13 protein-coding genes are annotated in these 14,364 nt (G+C 59.5%); 12 read left to right on the top strand and 1 reads right to left on the bottom strand.

What is annotated here, in order from left to right; all coding sequences use genetic code 11:
- Positions 1 to 7 precede the first annotated feature (7 nt).
- The 4 genes from GGE33_RS16055 (at position 8) to glpK (ending at position 4,520) form a co-directional block, all read left to right on the top strand.
- On the top strand, positions 8 to 826 hold the full coding sequence (locus tag GGE33_RS16055; protein WP_183824932.1) for a carbohydrate ABC transporter permease: 819 nt from the start codon (positions 8 to 10) through the stop codon (positions 824 to 826).
- A 16-nt stretch (positions 827 to 842) separates the two neighbouring features.
- On the top strand, positions 843 to 1,124 hold the full coding sequence (locus tag GGE33_RS16050; RefSeq protein ID WP_183685360.1) for a DUF2160 domain-containing protein: 282 nt from the start codon (positions 843 to 845) through the stop codon (positions 1,122 to 1,124).
- Positions 1,125 to 1,207: 83 nt separating this feature from the next.
- Positions 1,208 to 2,929, top strand: a complete 1,722-nt coding sequence (locus GGE33_RS16045; protein ID WP_183824930.1) for an ABC transporter substrate-binding protein — start codon at positions 1,208 to 1,210, stop codon at positions 2,927 to 2,929.
- 94 nt (positions 2,930 to 3,023) lie between these two features.
- A complete protein-coding gene (gene glpK / locus GGE33_RS16040; protein ID WP_183824928.1) occupies positions 3,024 to 4,520 on the top strand; it encodes a glycerol kinase GlpK in 1,497 nt (498 codons plus the stop codon).
- 9 nt (positions 4,521 to 4,529) lie between these two features.
- Here glpK and GGE33_RS16035 read toward each other — a convergent pair whose 3' ends face one another.
- On the bottom strand, positions 4,530 to 4,982 hold the full coding sequence (locus tag GGE33_RS16035; protein ID WP_148144673.1) for a MarR family transcriptional regulator: 453 nt from the start codon (positions 4,980 to 4,982) through the stop codon (positions 4,530 to 4,532).
- 318 nt (positions 4,983 to 5,300) lie between these two features.
- Between GGE33_RS16035 and GGE33_RS16030 the strand changes: the two genes are divergently transcribed.
- The 8 genes from GGE33_RS16030 (at position 5,301) to GGE33_RS15995 (ending at position 14,325) form a co-directional block, all read left to right on the top strand.
- A complete protein-coding gene (locus GGE33_RS16030; protein WP_210297877.1) occupies positions 5,301 to 5,846 on the top strand; it encodes a sugar dehydrogenase complex small subunit in 546 nt (181 codons plus the stop codon).
- A gap of 30 nt (positions 5,847 to 5,876) precedes the next feature.
- The gene (locus tag GGE33_RS16025) at positions 5,877 to 7,511 is read left to right on the top strand and encodes a GMC family oxidoreductase (protein ID WP_183824926.1); all 1,635 of its coding nucleotides are present in this window, start codon (positions 5,877 to 5,879) and stop codon (positions 7,509 to 7,511) included.
- Between the two features lie 2 nt (positions 7,512 to 7,513).
- Positions 7,514 to 8,941: a cytochrome c gene (locus GGE33_RS16020; protein ID WP_183824923.1), complete on the top strand. Its 1,428-nt coding sequence runs from the start codon at positions 7,514 to 7,516 to the stop codon at positions 8,939 to 8,941.
- Between the two features lie 209 nt (positions 8,942 to 9,150).
- Entirely contained in the window at positions 9,151 to 11,079 is a 1,929-nt protein-coding gene (mdoH, locus tag GGE33_RS16015) for a glucans biosynthesis glucosyltransferase MdoH (RefSeq protein WP_183824920.1), read from the top strand.
- Positions 11,076 to 12,053 carry a zinc-dependent alcohol dehydrogenase gene (locus GGE33_RS16010; RefSeq protein ID WP_183824917.1) on the top strand — a complete coding sequence of 326 codons (978 nt, stop codon included), beginning with the start codon at positions 11,076 to 11,078 and terminating at the stop codon, positions 12,051 to 12,053. The genes mdoH and GGE33_RS16010 overlap by 4 nt, the downstream gene beginning before the upstream one ends.
- Positions 12,054 to 12,074: 21 nt before the next feature.
- The gene (locus tag GGE33_RS16005) at positions 12,075 to 12,473 is read left to right on the top strand and encodes a 6-pyruvoyl trahydropterin synthase family protein (protein ID WP_183824914.1); all 399 of its coding nucleotides are present in this window, start codon (positions 12,075 to 12,077) and stop codon (positions 12,471 to 12,473) included.
- Between the two features lie 5 nt (positions 12,474 to 12,478).
- A complete protein-coding gene (locus GGE33_RS16000; RefSeq protein WP_343062498.1) occupies positions 12,479 to 13,543 on the top strand; it encodes a glycosyltransferase family 4 protein in 1,065 nt (354 codons plus the stop codon).
- A complete protein-coding gene (locus tag GGE33_RS15995) occupies positions 13,492 to 14,325 on the top strand; it encodes a class I SAM-dependent methyltransferase (RefSeq protein ID WP_246436153.1) in 834 nt (277 codons plus the stop codon). Before GGE33_RS16000 ends, GGE33_RS15995 begins: the two co-directional genes overlap by 52 nt.
- Positions 14,326 to 14,364: the final 39 nt, after the last annotated feature.

Below are 14,364 nucleotides of genomic sequence, written 5' to 3'. Positions count from 1 at the left end.
AAGCGCCATGACCAACAACAGCAGCGGCTCCCGTTTCGGCTTCATCATTCCGGTGATCTACATCATCTTCCTGCTTTTGCCGATCTACTGGCTCGTCAACATGAGCTTCAAGACCAACAGCGAAATCCTAGGCCAGCTGACGCTCTGGCCGACAAATCCGACGCTTCGAAACTACACCGTTATCTTCACTGATCCGGCGTGGTATAACGGCTATATCAACTCGATCATCTATGTGGTGATGAACACGGTGATCTCGGTTCTGGTGGCGCTGCCGGCCGCCTATGCCTTCTCTCGCTACCGGTTTCTCGGCGATAAGCACCTGTTCTTCTGGCTGCTCACCAACCGCATGGCGCCACCTGCGGTCTTCGCGCTGCCCTTCTTCCAGCTCTATTCGGCCTTCGGCTTGATCGACACCCATATCGCAGTCGCCATTGCGCATTGCCTGTTCAACGTGCCGCTGGCGGTCTGGATCCTCGAAGGTTTCATGTCGGGTATACCGAAAGAAATCGACGAGACCGCCTATATCGACGGTTATTCCTTCCCGCGTTTCTTCGTGAAGATCTTCATGCCGCTGATTGCGTCGGGCATCGGTGTGGCCGCCTTCTTCTGCTTCATGTTCTCGTGGGTGGAACTGCTGATCGCCCGTACGCTGACGACGACAGATGCGAAGCCGATCGCGGCGACCATGACCCGCACGGTTTCGGCATCCGGTATGGACTGGGGCGTGCTGGCGGCTGCCGGCGTGCTGACCATCATTCCGGGCGCGCTCGTGATCTATTTCGTCCGCAACTACATCGCCAAGGGCTTTGCCCTCGGCCGCGTTTGAGTAAGGGAGAGGGATCATGAGCTTTTCCTGGATGGCCTGGACACTGCCGACGGCGATCTTCTTCATCACCATTTTCGCGCTCATCGCCGCGATGGGTGTGTGGGAATATTTCTCGCCGGGCGGCGGTCCGCGGGTCGGCATCCTGCGGTTCGAGACGACACGGGGCGACCGCCTGTTCGTTTCGCTGCTCGGCTCCGCCTTCATTCATCTCGCATGGCTGGGTCTTGGAGGCCCCAGCCTGTGGTGGGCTCTGGCCTTGTCGGTGGTTTACGCGATCGGCGTATTCCGTTTCGTTTAGGGCCAAGACAATAGGGCGGCGGGAGGAGGTCCAGCCGCCAGGACTAAAGTGAACTGCAATCGCATCAACCGGGAGGACTAGATATGCGACGGCATCTTATGACGACGACGGCAGTCATGCTGCTGGCAATGACAGGTGCGGCCCATGCCGATATGGCGGCCGCCACGAAATTCCTCGATGCGGAAATCGGCGAACAGTCTTCGCTTTCCCGCGCCGAGCAGGAAAAGGAAATGCAGTGGTTTATCGATGCAGCAAAACCCTTTGCCGGCATGGATATCAAGGTGGTTTCGGAAACCATCACCACGCATGAATATGAATCCAAGGTTCTCGCCAAGGCATTCAGTGACATCACCGGCATCAAGATCACCCATGACCTGATCGGCGAAGGCGATGTGGTCGAAAAACTGCAGACGCAGATGCAGTCGGGCGAAAATGTCTATGACGCCTATGTCAACGACTCGGACCTGATCGGCACCCATTGGCGTTACCAGCAGGCCCGTTCGCTGACCAAGTGGATGGCGAATGAAGGCAAGGACGTGACCAATCCGGGCCTCGACCTTCAGGATTTCATTGGTCTGAAATTTACCACCGCACCGGACGGCGATCTCTACCAGTTGCCCGACCAGCAGTTCGCCAACCTCTACTGGTTCCGTTACGACTGGTTCAGCGACGAAAAGAACAAGGCCGATTTCAAGGCCAAGTATGGCTACGATCTCGGCGTGCCGGTCAATTGGTCTGCTTATGAAGACATTGCCGAATTCTTCACTGGCCGCGAGGTGAATGGGAAGAAGGTTTATGGCCATATGGACTATGGCAAAAAGGACCCATCGCTTGGCTGGCGCTTCACCGATGCATGGCTTTCCATGGCCGGCAACGGCGACAAGGGCCTGCCGAATGGTCTTCCGGTCGATGAATGGGGTATCAAGGTCAACGAGAAATCACAACCGGTCGGCTCCTGCGTTGCCCGCGGTGGTGATACCAACGGCCCGGCCGCAGTCTATTCCATCCAGAAATATCTGGACTGGATGAAGGCTTACGCGCCAGCTGCCGCCAACGGCATGACCTTCTCCGAATCCGGCCCGGTTCCGGGGCAGGGTGAAGTCGCGCAACAGATGTTCACCTACACGGCATTCACCGCCGACTTCGTGAAAAAGGGCCTGCCGGTGGTCAATGACGACGGAACGCCGAAATGGCGCTTCGCCCCGTCTCCCCATGGCGTCTACTGGAAGGAAGGCATGAAGCTCGGTTATCAGGACGTCGGCTCCTGGACGCTGCTGAAGTCGACACCGGACGACCGCGCCAAGGCCGCATGGCTCTATGCGCAGTTCGTCGTATCGAAGACCGTGGATGTGAAGAAGAGTCATGTCGGCCTGACGCTGATCCGCGAAAGCTCGATCAACCATCAGTCCTTCACGGATCGTGCGCCAAAACTCGGCGGCCTGATCGAGTTCTATCGCTCGCCGGCCCGTGTCCAGTGGTCGCCGACCGGCACGAACATCCCGGACTATCCGAAGCTTGCGCAGCTCTGGTGGCAGGCGATCGGTGATGCCTCCTCCGGCGCCAAGACTGCGCAGGCGGCAATGGACTCGCTTTGCGCCGAGCAGGAAAAGGTGCTGCAGCGCCTCGAACGTGCAGGCGTTCAGGGTGAGATGGGGCCCAAGCTCGCCGAAGAGCACGATCTCGAATACTGGAACAAGGATGCGGTTTCCAAGGGCAACCTTGCGCCGCAGCTGAAGATCGAGAACGAGAAGGAAAAGCCGATCACCGTGAATTACGATGAACTGGTGAAGAGCTGGCAGAAATGAGCAGCCGAAAGCCTATATGACAAACGCCGGGGCGTGATATCGCGCCCCGGTTCTTATGCCGGATCTTATGGAATATCTGGAGGAGTTTGGATTTATGGGTGGGTATATTCTTGCCATCGACCAAGGCACGACATCGAGCCGGGCGATCGTTTTTGATGGCGACATGGCGATCAAAGGTTTTGGCCAGCAGGAATTCACCCAGTTCTTTCCGGCCTCCGGCTGGGTCGAGCACGACCCGGAGGAAATCTGGCAAAGCGTCCTTGCGACGGCCCGCACGGCGATCGAGAAGGCGAGGATCTCGGCCGCCGATATCGCAGCGATCGGAATTACCAACCAGCGCGAAACCGTTGTCGTCTGGGACCGCAAGACCGGCAAGCCACTCAATTCGGCGATCGTCTGGCAGGACCGCCGCACATCCGGACTTTGCGAGGAGTTGAAGAGCAGGGGGCTTGAGGCCACCTTTACCGAAAAGACCGGCCTGTTGCTGGACCCGTATTTCTCCGGGACAAAACTGTCCTGGCTGCTTTCAAATGTCGAGGGTCTGCGTGTCCGCGCCGAAGGCGGCGAAGTATGCTTCGGCACGGTCGATAGCTGGCTTATCTACAAGCTCACTGGCGGCAGGGCACATGTAACCGACGCCACAAATGCCTCGCGCACGCTGATCTACAATATCGGCGAGAATGACTGGGACGATAAACTGCTTGGCATTCTCGATATACCGAGGGCCGTGCTGCCCGAGGTAAAAGACTGCGCGGCGGACTTCGGCGTGGTGGACAAATCGATATTCGGCGTAGAAATGCCGATCCTCGGCGTCGCTGGTGATCAGCAGGCCGCAGTCATCGGTAATGCCTGCTTTGAACCCGGCATGCTGAAATCTACCTACGGTACAGGCTGCTTTGCGCTCCTAAATACGGGCACCGATCGTGTCACATCCTCCAACAGGCTTCTGACCACAATCGCCTATCGGCTTGGCGGCGTGACTACCTATGCGCTGGAAGGCTCGATCTTCATTGCCGGTGCGGCCGTGCAATGGCTTCGCGACGAGCTCGGATTTATCAAAGTTGCCTCCGAAGTCGGCGCGCTTGCCCGGCAGGCTGACCCGAAACAGCGGCTCTACATGGTTCCGGCCTTCACCGGGCTGGGCGCACCCTATTGGGATGCGGAGGCCCGTGGCGCGATCTTCGGGCTCACCCGCAGCAGCGGCCCGGCTGAATTTGCCCGCGCGGCCCTCGAAAGCGTCGCCTTCCAGACTCACGATCTTCTTGAGGCGATGAAGAAGGACTGGCAGGGTCACGGCGCGACGACCGTGCTGCGCGTAGACGGCGGCATGGTTGCCTCCAACTGGACGATGCAGCGCCTATCCGACATCCTTGCCGCCCCCGTCGACCGGCCGGAGCTTCTGGAGACGACAGCGCTCGGTGCCGCCTGGCTTGCCGGCTCCCGTGCCGGCGTCTGGCCGGATGCGAAAGGGTTTGCTGCTCACTGGAAACGCGACAAGCGTTTTGAACCGGAAATGGCGGATGAAGAGAGGAAGTCGGCAATCGCCGGCTGGCAGGATAGCGTCTCGCGCTGCCTTACCCGCCGGACGTGATCCTATCCGCTACTTTCCCTCTTCTGGCTCTTCCAGCACGCGGCTGAACGCGCTCAGCTGATCCATGAGGTGGCCGAACTCAGCCTCGCCGAGGGCGGCGTGGAATCGTTTGCGTGCACGTCGTGCGGCGGCGGCGACCTGCTTCAGCATCTCCTCGCCTTCCGGGGTGATGTATATCAGGCGGGCACGTTTATCGCTCGGATCGACTTCCCGGCGAACGAAACCCTGGCTTTCGAGACCTTCCAGGCACTTGGTAACGGATGAGCGATCGAGTGCGATCCGTTCCCCCATCGTATTCTGGTGAATGCCGGGTTCGATATGGGCAAAGGCTAGCGCACTGTATTGCGTGGGAGAAAAGCCGAGATCGCCTGCCTCCTGCGTGAACATGGCGAGCGCCACCTGCTGGCAGCGTCGCAGCAGAATACCGTGCGAATGCAGGATTTCATGAGCAGTAACGATCACGCCGGTGTGCCTCCCTTTGCCGGATTGACAATTATCAATTGGTGGCGTAGCTGATAATCAGCTATCCAACTAATTCGGTGCGGCGGAGGACCGCGCTGTCTAGCGACAGCGTCATTGTGTTCACTCGCGCCTTTTTTGTTGTTGCATGTCCGCGATTCATTGTCCCACTTCCGCCCTCAATATCCCCACCTCTGACACGATGGGGAGCAGGGTTGCGACGAAACTTGCCCGACATTTCGCGCACACGCAACGCGCCTTAACGGCCGCAGCTTTCACCCCGGAGGCATCAGCCTCTTTTTCCCCATGGTCAGGAAAACGATGACTAGACAGTCGAAAGACCCCAACGGTACGTTGATGATGTCGCGCCGTGGCATTCTGCTCGGCGGTGCGACGCTGTTTGCCGGCAGCATTGCTGCAACGCTCTGTCCCACCCTCTCGCTGGCGGCCGTCGATGCCGGCACGCAGGGACAGTTCATGAAACTGTCCAACCTGCTGATTCAGCACCAGCTCAGCCCGGCTGTCGGCGCGCGTATCGTTGATACGGCAAGCGGTGAATACAAGAACCTTCCGCAGATGCTCGATGCGATCATCGCCATCGCCGAGAAGAAAAATGCGGCGCAGGTCGAAGATTTCTTCGGCGATATTCCCGATGGCGAGCTGAAGGATTTTGCCCATTGGGTGATTTCTGCCTGGTATAGCGGCTGTTCCTCCGAGAAGCGCAATGCGACCGTCTTCACCTATGAAGAAGCGCTGACCTTCAAGACGACCAGCGATATTCTGACCATCCCCTCCTACGGCATTTCCGGTCCCAACCTGTGGACCCGGCCCAACTTGCCGCTTTCGGCGCCGATGCCGCGCTTCTGACGAAATCCAGCGAAGAAAAGTCTTTTCCCCATGGTTACCAAGAATAGTGCCGACGTCGTCATCGTCGGAACGGGCGTCGTCGGCGTTGTGATTGCCGAACAGCTGCTCGATGCAGGTCATTCCGTGCTGATGATCGAGGCCGGTCCGCGCGTCACGCGCGCCGAAGTGGTCGAAAACTGGCGCAACGCTCCTCTTGGCGTGAAGGGCGATACATCGGTCGCCTATCCGTCGCGGCCCTGGGCGCCGCATCCGATGGGCGGAGAGAAGCCGGAAGACGCCTATCTGCAGTTTACCGGGCCTGACGCCTATGATCAGACCTTCATTCGTTACGCGGGCGGCTCGACTTGGCACTGGGCCGGCACCTCCTGGCGCCTGACGCCGGAGGACATGCGCCTTAACTCGCTTTACGGCGTTGGTCGCGACTGGGCGTTCGACTACGACACGCTGGAACCCTATTACGTCCGCACCGAGCATAAACTCGGCATCTGCGGCCCGTCCGACCGCTCACAGCAATGGCCGCAGACGGGCGACCGCTCGGCACCCTATCCGATGCCGGCATTGCCGTTTTCGCCCGGCGAAGTGAAATTCACCGAAGTCGTCAAGACGCTGGGTTACAACAACATTCCCGTCTCGCAGGCCCGCAACAGCGGCATGCCCTATGACGGTCGTCCGGCCTGCTGCGCCAACAATAACTGCGTACCGGTCTGTCCCGTGGCAGCCAAGTATGATGCGGAAACCGCATTGCATCGCCTCGAGAAGAAGGGCGCGACGCTGCTGGTCGATTCTGTCGTCTATAAGGTCGAGACGAATGCCCAGAACAAGATCGAGGCGGTTCACTTCTACGACCAGCACAAGGAAAGCCACCGCATCAGCGGTAAGCTATTCGTGCTCGCCTGTAACGGTCTGGAAAACCCGAAACTGCTGTTGATGTCGAAGGACGACCGCAACCCGAACGGGGTTGCCAATTCCTCCGATCAGGTCGGCCGCAACATGATGGACCATCCGGCCCGCACGTTCACGGTCACCACCAAGGAGCCCTTCTGGTCTGGCATCGGCCCGGTCGTCAATTCGGGCATCATGGAAACCTCGCAAGGCGCGTTCCGCTCCGAACATGCCGGCGCCTACTTCCGCTACAACAATTTTGCTCGCAACCGCTTCGTCACATTCGCAGCGCTGAAGAAGGGCTTGGTCGGCAAGGCTCTGGACGACGAAATCCGGCGCATGGCGGCCTGCACGGCCGATATCGTCGCGGCTCACGAAATTCTGCCCGACCCGAATAACCGCCTGACGTTGTCGGACAAGAAAGACTGGCTCGGTCTTCCTAAGCCGTCGATCAATTACGACGTCGGCGACTATGTCCGTAAATGCTGGGAAGTCTATTCCCAGCCGATCGGCAAGCAGATCGCCGAAGCCATGGGTGCGATCGATATCAAGATCAGCCCGAAATACAACAACAGCAAGCACATCATGGGTGGCACCATCATGGGCAGGGATGCGTCGAACTCGGTTGTCGATGTCGATTGCCGCGCCCATGACCACGAAAACCTGTTCATCCCCGGTGGCGGCGCAATGGCAGCCGGTGCCTGCGGCAACAGCACCATCACCATGACCGCGCTTGCCCTCAAGGCCGGCGACGCCATTGTCGAGCAGATGCGGGGCGCCTGATCATGAAGACCGTAAAATCCTTCGCCCTCGCGGCACCGCTTGCCCTTGTTGCGCTGGCACCGGCGGCAGCACAGGAATTCTCCAAGGAGCTGATCGAGAAGGGCCGCTATCTCGCGACCGCTTCCGACTGCGTTGCCTGTCATACCAACCATGACGGCGGCAAGCCGATGGCCGGCGGCCTATCCATGGTGTCCCCGGTCGGCACGATCATGTCGACGAACATCACGCCCTCCAAGCAGTTCGGCATCGGCAACTATTCGCAAGCCCAGTTTGCCGATGCAGTGCGCAAGGGTGTTCGTGGAGATGGCGCAAACCTCTATCCGGCCATGCCCTATGTGTCCTATTCCAACATGACGGACGAGGACATCCACGCGCTCTATGCCTATTTCATGCAGGGCGTAGAACCGGTGGACGAGAAAGCTCCGGAAACGAAGCTGCCATTCCCTATGAACATCCGCGTTTCGATGATGGGCTGGAGCCTGCTGTTCCGTCCGAACGAGGTACATAAGGATGATCCGATCCAGTCGGACGAATGGAACCGCGGCAAATATCTGGCTGAGGGTGCCGCGCACTGCAGCACCTGCCACACGCCGCGCGGCGTCTTCATGCAGGAACAGAAGAGCCTCAATCTGACCGGCGGTCAGGTCGGCGCCTGGTATGCGCCCGATATCACCAATGACAAGGTGCATGGTATCGGCTCCTGGAGCAAGGAGGATCTCGTCACCTACCTGAAGACTGGCAAGCTGGAAAACAGGGCGCAGGCGGCGGGCAGCATGGCGGAAGCCATCAGCTACTCCTTCCAGCACCTGACCGATGCGGACCTGAACGCGATCGCCACCTATGTGCACAGCGTTCCCTCCGCCAATGCCGGGCAGGCATCAGGCGTTACCCGCTTCGACAAGGGTTCAGCAGGCAATGACATGGCCGCTTTCCGCGGCAAGGACTATACCGACGGACTGAGGGGCGATCACGCCGGGGCGCAGATCTTTGCCGCCAACTGCGCCTCCTGCCATGGCTACAATGCCCAGGGCACTAAGGACGGCTATTATCCGAGCCTGTTTCACAATGCCGCGACGGCAGGCGACAACTCGATCAATGTGATCGCCGCGATCCTCAACGGCGTGGATCGCCACACCGAAGCCGGTCATGTCTTCATGCCGCCTTTCGGTGATCAGGTGAATGCCGTCGTGCAGCTGAATAATGTCGAGGTTGCCTCGCTTTCGAACTATCTTCTGGCTCAATACGGCAATGACAAGCTGACCGTGACGACAGAAGACGTTCAGGTGATCCGCGAAGGCGGACCGAAGTCGAATATCGTTCAGCTGGCAAGGATCGGCATGGGGGCGGCCGCGATTGCCGCATTGCTGCTTGCTGTGGGTTTTGTCTGGTATAGGGCGCGACGCAAAGCAAGGCTTGCCCGCGCGGCATAGCAAATTGAGCCTCCGCCAGCCGATATGCTGACGGAGGCTTTTTTGTCTTTCGAGGATATGAAACCTTCGTCGATCAAGGATTTGTCCGGCGTCATGCCGGATCACCCGTTCGTGACGGTAGAGGCAGGCCGTTTGAACGCGTGCCTGCTTGTTGAAACGTAATCGGCTCCTACTTTTAGCTTTCGGACACCCACCGAAAGCATGCCTCCATGGATCTGCATACCAGTCGGCCGAAAACCGCCGAGACTGTCCCTGGCGACGGTCTCGAGAGTGGCCATAAGCCTCGCGGCGAAACTACGCCGGAAATCACCTGTCGATATGCGGGGCTACCGATCGGCGCACGGCGGATGATTGTGCTGGCGTTCAATCTCGCAACGATTGCAGCGCTGGGATATGGGCTGTTCCGCCTCCTTTCACCGGGCGGGATCGATCTGCTTGAGGCCGTCATGCTGCTCGGTTTTCTGCTGGCCATGCCCTGGACCGTGCTTGGCTTCTGGAATGCGATCATCGGACTGATGCTTCAGCATGGGCCGGGCGATCCTGCCCGCAGTATCTATCCGTTTTACCCGCAAGGTGAGCGCGGCCGCCCCAATAGCCTTTCGTCGCGAACCGCACTGACATTGTTTCTGCGAAACGAGGATCCGCTGCCGGCTCTGGCACGGCTGGAGGCGATGTCCGACAGCCTGAAGGCGACGGGCCTCGCGCAGCATTTCCGGTTCTTCGTCTTGAGCGACACATCCGACGAGGCCATTGCGAAAGCCGAGGCCATGGGCTTCGAATGCTTCGTTGGCGCGGTCGCTTTTCCCGCTGAAAACCGCCCGGTCTACCGGCGGCGTGAGGTCAATACCGGCTACAAGGCCGGCAACATTCACGACTTTCTCGATAAATACGGCGAGGATTACGACTTCTTCCTGCCGCTCGATTCAGACAGCGTCATGTCCGGTGATGCGATCATCCGGCTTGTCGCAGCGATGGAGGCGCGGCCCGAGATCGGGATCCTGCAGTCGCTTGTGGTCGGCATGCCGGCGACCAGCGGGTTTGCGCGGATGTTCCAGTTTGGCATGCGCCATGGCATGCGTGCTTTCACCATGGGGGCTGCGTGGTGGAATGCCGATTGCGGCCCATATTGGGGGCACAACGCCCTGATCCGCACGGCGGGATTCATGGCCCACTGCCGCTTGCCCATCCTGCCGGGCGCTCCGCCGCTCGGCGGACATGTGCTGAGCCATGATCAGTTGGAAGCCGCCTATATGCGTCGCGGCGGTTACGAGGTGCGTGTGCTGCCTGTCGAGACGCAGAGCTTCGAGGCCAACCCGCCCACATTTCCCGATTTCGCCAAGAGAGATCTGCGCTGGTGCCAGGGAAACATGCAATATTGGCGTTTCCTGTTCGAGCCCGGGCTGAAAATGCTCAGCCGGTTCCAGGTTCTGCAGGCTATATTGATGTATGTCGCGCCGCCGGCCTGGATCGTCGCAACCTTTGCCGCCGCGTGGAAAGCCATCTCTGGGGAGTTCGATCCCGCCTATCTGCAGTTGGGCCTTAGTCTCTTTGCCGTCATCTTCTTCATGTCGGTAGCCCCAAAACTCGCCGGCATGCTCGATGTCTGTCTGACCAAGGGCGCGGTGCGGCGTTATGGCGGACCGCTGCGGTTCGGCTTGTCGGCAATAATCGAAATTCTCGCCTCGATGCTGATGGCGCCGATCATCGCGGTCTACGTGTCGGTCTTTCTGCTCGGCTTGCCTTTCGGCCGCTGCGTCACATGGAGCGGTCAGAACCGCGACAGGCTCGGGGTTTCCTTTCTTTCAGCCTTGAAGACAATGGGACTTCAAACCGTCATCGGTTTTATGCTCGCCACCGCTCTCCTTGCAGGTGCAGGAGTAACGGCTCTTCTGTGGACATTGCCTATGGTTGTCGGTCTCTGTCTGGCAATCCCGTTCACAATGCTGACCGCCTCGAAGAGTTTCGGCCGCTGGGCGACGCGCTTCGGCCTGTTCGCCGTTCCCGAGGAGGTGCGCATGCCGCGGATTTTGAGCCCGCTCGTGCCGCATGCCGCCCGTCGCTGGCGTCGCCGCGCGACTGCACCTTTCCATCGGGATACGACGGTTCAATCCCAAGCTTTGGCGGATAGCCATACATGACGACATCGCGCGCCTTGTGGCTGACGGGTAAAATGAAGGCAGAACTGAAACCGGCAATGATCGGACCGCTCACCGAGGGCGAACTGCTTGTCGAAAGCCGGTTTGGCGCGATCAGCAGAGGCACGGAGGCTCTGGTGGCCGAAGGATCGGTGCCGGAGAGTGAACATGATTGCATGCGCGCGCCGCTGCAGGACGGCGAGTTCCCGTTTCCTGTCAAATACGGTTATGCGGTGGTCGGCACGGTGAAGGCGGGCTCAGAGACGCCTGCCGGTCGAACCGTCTTCTGTCTCCATCCGCATCAGGACCTTTTTCATGTGCCGGCAGATATGGCGATAGCCGTTCCGCCCGATGTGCCTGCATCCCGCGCCGTGCTTGCCGCAAACATGGAAACGGCGCTCAATGGCATCTGGGACGCGAATATCCTCGCAGGCGACAAGGTGACCGTTGTCGGTGGCGGACTTGTTGGGCTTCTCGCCGCATATCTTTCGGCAAGAATACCGGGGACGGATGTCACCTTGATCGATGTGAACTCCGAGCGAGAGGCGCTTGCCACGGCTTTCGGTTGCCGTTTCGCTCTACCCGGCGAAGCCGAGGGATCTGCCTGCAACAGCGATGTGGTCATTCATGCTTCGGCAACATCCGAAGGCCTTGCGACTGCCATCGCGGTTGCCGGCTTCGAAGCGAGGATCGTCGAAATGTCGTGGTTCGGGGAAGGTATGGTCAATATACCGCTCGGCGGACGGTTTCACAGCCATCGCCTGTCGATTGTCGGCTCGCAGGTTGGCCATGTCCCGGCTGCAAGGCGAGCCCGTTGGCCACTTTCGCGGCGGCTTGAAACAGCGCTCGCTCTCCTGGCGGACGACCGGCTTGATGCTCTCATTTCCGGTGAGACCGCTTTCGATGATCTCGCCGCAAGCTATATCCGGATCCTCGCCGATCCGAATACGTTGTGTCACCGCATCCGCTATTCCTGACAACCGGAGAATCCAAGAACGATGTTTGCCGTCGAAGTGCGCGACCACATGATGATTGCCCATAGCCTGCCGCGCGAGGTTTTCGGTCCCGCCCAGGCCATGCACGGCGCGACTTTCGTTGTCGACGCCGCCTTCATGACGGAGGATCTCGATGACAACGGCCTTGGCGTCGATATCGGGCTGGCGACAGTCGTGCTCAAAGACGCCTTGGCACCGCTCAACTACAAGAACCTCGATGAACTGGATATCTTTCGCGGCAAGGTGACCACCACCGAAGTGCTGGCCAAGCATATCTTCGACGATCTGCGTCGACGCATTGAGGCGGGCGAGCTTGGGCCGGGCGGCAAGCGGATTTGTCGCTTGAAGATCATGCTGCACGAAAGCCATGTGGCGCGCGCATGGTATGAGGCCGCGATTTGAACGGTGTGGATGAGAAAGCCGGAGCACCGCATCTCGTGTTTGCCATTCCCGGAGACATCGAGACCCGCAGTGGCGGTTACAGTTATGATCGGCGAATGATCGCGGAATTGCGCAAGCTTGGCTGGCAAGTCGACCATATGAGACTGCCGGACGGATTTCCGGCTCCAGGCCGCGACGAACTTGAGACGGCGGCACGGCACTTTGCCGGTCTTGCGAAAAATAGCCTTGTGCTTGTCGATGGGTTGGCCTTCGGCACCATGCCCGATATTGCAAGGCGGGAGGCGGAGCGGCTGAAGCTCGTCGCGCTCGTACACCATCCGCTGGCGATGGAAACCGGGCTTTTACAACAGCGAGCGGAAGAACTCAGGCAAAGCGAAGCTGATGCGCTGGCTCATGTGCGGGGGGTGGTTGTTACAAGTCCCGAGACGGCCCGCATTCTGGCTTGCAATTTCGGCGTTCGACAGGGTTCGATCTGTATCGCCATACCGGGGACGGCACCTTCCGAGCAGGCGCATGGCAGCATCGACGGCGCACCGCCGATGATCCTTTCCATCGGCTCGCTGACGCCACGCAAGGATCATCAGACGCTTGTTGCGGCATTGGCGAAGTTGCAAGATCGATCATGGCAATGCCGTATCGTCGGTAGCGACCGGATGGATCTCCAATCCGCGGCCGCCCTCCGCCGGCAGATTGCCGAACTCGGCCTGAACGACAGGATTGTCGTGACGGGTGCACTCGATGACGTCGACGCGGAATATGCCGGTGCTGATATCTTCGCGTTGGCGAGCCATTACGAGGGTTTTGGGATGGTGTTTGCCGAGGCCATGGCGCGAGGCCTGCCGATCGTCGGTTGCCGCGGCGGCGCGGTCCCTGATCTTGTGCCTGGTGACGCCGGGATCCTGCTGGAGCCCGGCGATATCAATGGATTTGCGGAGGCGCTGGCGACGATGCTGGATGCGCCTCAGAAACGGCAAACCTACGCTGCCGCCGCGCTTGCCACGGGCCTCCGTTTACCGGATTGGCCGGCGAGCGCCAAAGTTCTTTCCGATTTTCTGGAAGGTATAGGATGACCGGCTTCGACAAGACTTGGCTTGACCTGCGGGAAGCCGCCGATCATGCGGCGCGGGATCACGGCCTCCAAAAGCAGGTGATCGATCATCTGGCTGCGGCGCATGGACAAACGCTGGTTGTCGATCTGGGGGCCGGGACAGGGTCGACCTTCAGGGCTTTTCTGCCTGAGGCTCTTCATTGGCGCTGGCGGCTGGTCGATAATGATCCACTGTTGCTAATCGAGGCAAAACGCCGGCATGCAGGGTCCGCACGGATTGAATGTATGGAGGCACATCTGGATGCCCCGGCTGACAGCCTGTTTTTCGAAGCGCGACTTGTGACGGCCTCCGCTCTTTTCGATCTTGTTTCGGAGAGCTTTCTGGCCCGGCTGGTTTCAGAACTCGCCCAGACAAATATCGGCCTTTATGCCGCACTGAATTATGATGGTGTTTGTCGCTGGGACGAACATCATCCGTTGGATGATGAGGTGGTTGCGGCGTTCAATGTCCATCAAAGGCGAGATAAGGGTTTCGGTCCGGCACTCGGCCCAGACGCTACGCCGGTTCTGCGCAGATTGCTGGAGGAGCAGGGGTTTCAGGTCGCCTTGGCACCCAGCCCGTGGCGGCTTGATAAAGCACACGCGGAGCTGCAGCGGCAATTCATTTTCGGCATTGCGAGTGCCGCTGCTGAAACAGGGCTTGTTGAGGAAGCTGATGTGAACGACTGGCGACTGGCACGGCTGCAGCAGGCGGAAAGCTCGGACTGCCTAGTCGGGCATTGGGATCTATTTGCATTTCGTTGAGGCTGCACTCATCACGCCGGCATGTGAAACCGGCGTGAT

The sequence above is a fragment of the Aliirhizobium cellulosilyticum genome, assembly GCF_014198105.1.
GTDB lineage: Bacteria > Pseudomonadota > Alphaproteobacteria > Rhizobiales > Rhizobiaceae > Neorhizobium > Neorhizobium cellulosilyticum.
The sequence above is the reverse complement of the archived record's forward strand: the minus strand, read 5'-3'. Positions and strand labels throughout refer to the sequence as shown.

Coding starts and splice junctions, on each gene's coding strand:
- GGE33_RS16050 (WP_183685360.1), top strand. CDS start 843: ATGAGCTTTTCCTGGATGGCCTGGACACTGCCGACGGCGATCTTCTTC.
- glpK (WP_183824928.1), top strand. CDS start 3,024: ATGGGTGGGTATATTCTTGCCATCGACCAAGGCACGACATCGAGCCGG.
- GGE33_RS16010 (WP_183824917.1), top strand. CDS start 11,076: ATGACGACATCGCGCGCCTTGTGGCTGACGGGTAAAATGAAGGCAGAA.
- GGE33_RS16020 (WP_183824923.1), top strand. CDS start 7,514: ATGAAGACCGTAAAATCCTTCGCCCTCGCGGCACCGCTTGCCCTTGTT.
- GGE33_RS16045 (WP_183824930.1), top strand. CDS start 1,208: ATGCGACGGCATCTTATGACGACGACGGCAGTCATGCTGCTGGCAATG.
- GGE33_RS16030 (WP_210297877.1), top strand. CDS start 5,301: ATGACTAGACAGTCGAAAGACCCCAACGGTACGTTGATGATGTCGCGC.
- mdoH (WP_183824920.1), top strand. CDS start 9,151: ATGGATCTGCATACCAGTCGGCCGAAAACCGCCGAGACTGTCCCTGGC.
- GGE33_RS16025 (WP_183824926.1), top strand. CDS start 5,877: ATGGTTACCAAGAATAGTGCCGACGTCGTCATCGTCGGAACGGGCGTC.
- GGE33_RS16055 (WP_183824932.1), top strand. CDS start 8: ATGACCAACAACAGCAGCGGCTCCCGTTTCGGCTTCATCATTCCGGTG.
- GGE33_RS16005 (WP_183824914.1), top strand. CDS start 12,075: ATGTTTGCCGTCGAAGTGCGCGACCACATGATGATTGCCCATAGCCTG.